The 1,165-nt window shown below is 53.6% G+C and carries 3 protein-coding genes; 1 reads left to right on the forward strand and 2 read right to left on the reverse strand.

Annotated features, from left to right (window positions below; all coding sequences use genetic code 11):
- Positions 1-207 (reverse strand): co-chaperone GroES (locus GOX66_RS25510; RefSeq protein ID WP_170766718.1); only part of this gene is annotated, 207 nt, incomplete at its 3' end.
- 332 nt (positions 208-539) lie between these two features.
- On the opposite strand from GOX66_RS25510, the gene GOX66_RS25515 reads away from it, so the two are divergent.
- A complete protein-coding gene (locus tag GOX66_RS25515; protein ID WP_237212792.1) occupies positions 540-818 on the forward strand; it encodes a WGR domain-containing protein in 279 nt (92 codons plus the stop codon).
- 138 nt (positions 819-956) lie between these two features.
- Here GOX66_RS25515 and GOX66_RS25710 read toward each other — a convergent pair.
- Positions 957-1,165, reverse strand: a 209-nt coding sequence (locus tag GOX66_RS25710) for a hypothetical protein (RefSeq protein WP_214652788.1), incomplete at its 5' end; no start/stop codon positions are given.

The raw sequence follows: 1,165 nt of genomic DNA on the forward strand, positions 1-1,165 counted from the left end.
TTTGCCGAACAGGATCTTGTCGCCAGCTTTTACAGCCATTGCGATCAGTTCGCCGTTGTCCTTGCGTGCGCCTTCGCCGATTGCAACAACTTCGCCTTCGCTGGGCTTTTCTTTTGCGCTGTCTGGAATGAGCAGGCCGCCAGCGGTTTTTTCTTCGCTCTCAACGCGACGAACCAGCACACGGTCATGTAGAGGTTTGAAGGCCATTCTGAATTCTCCTCAATTGGCGATTCATCCTATTAGCGCTCCCTGTTGAAGAGTGCTAACAAGCGGGATTTTGGAAAGAAACAGCACCGTTTCAAGAGGTATAAAGAAAAAAATCTTTACGCTAAGTCAAAATAGAATTGTTGCGTTTGTTTTCAAAGCATTACCGTTGATGAAGTGTCTCGACATTCGGTCATCAATTTCGAAACAACCTCGTTATCACATCAGCGGTCGAGAAGGGTAAAATCTCTTGTCGTTCGGTGGGGTTTTTCCCAAATGCCAAAAAGGTAAAGAATCCTTACCTTACAATTGATCTCGCAAAGTCATTGGACAGGATGGCTGAGTTCACCGACAATCGCGTCATGGAACTGACGGCAACCACACCTGTCCACCTGATCCATGTGGACCCGGACGTCAACATGGCGCGGTTCTATGGAATAGAATTGCAGGCGACGCTGTTCGGGGAAGTGTCCGTCCTTCGCACCTGGGGGCGTATTGGCACAAACGGGCAAGCCATGATGGTGACGTACGAAGACGAAGCCGAGGCCGCCGACGCGCTCCAAAAACTCGACAGGCAGAAACGTCGTCGAGGGTATGTCCCGGTCGGAGAGTGACCTCGGGCTGCAATCTGTTTCCGTAGCAAATCCCGAGCCAGTCGGCTCGTGAGCGGGCTCTAGGTTCCAGCCGACGTATCGGCTTCCACCCAGAACACCCCAGCATGATCTCCCTGAGCCAATAGCCCCTGAACCGTCTCATGCGAGCCGGGGCAGAGGCTTTGGGTCATGGTCGGCCCATGCCGTGATGATCTGCCCGTTCGGGTGACGATCCTTTTTGCGCTCCCGCAGGATCGAAGATCCTTTGGCCTTTTTTGGTGGGTCAGGCGGGATTTGGACAAGCCAAACGCCGCCCGACGTCAGGGGGAAGGCGCGGCCTCCCCCCTCGGACAAGACAAATAGACAAG

The organism is Ruegeria lacuscaerulensis (genome assembly GCF_013031245.1).
GTDB classification, from domain to species: Bacteria; Pseudomonadota; Alphaproteobacteria; order Rhodobacterales; family Rhodobacteraceae; genus Ruegeria; species Ruegeria lacuscaerulensis_C.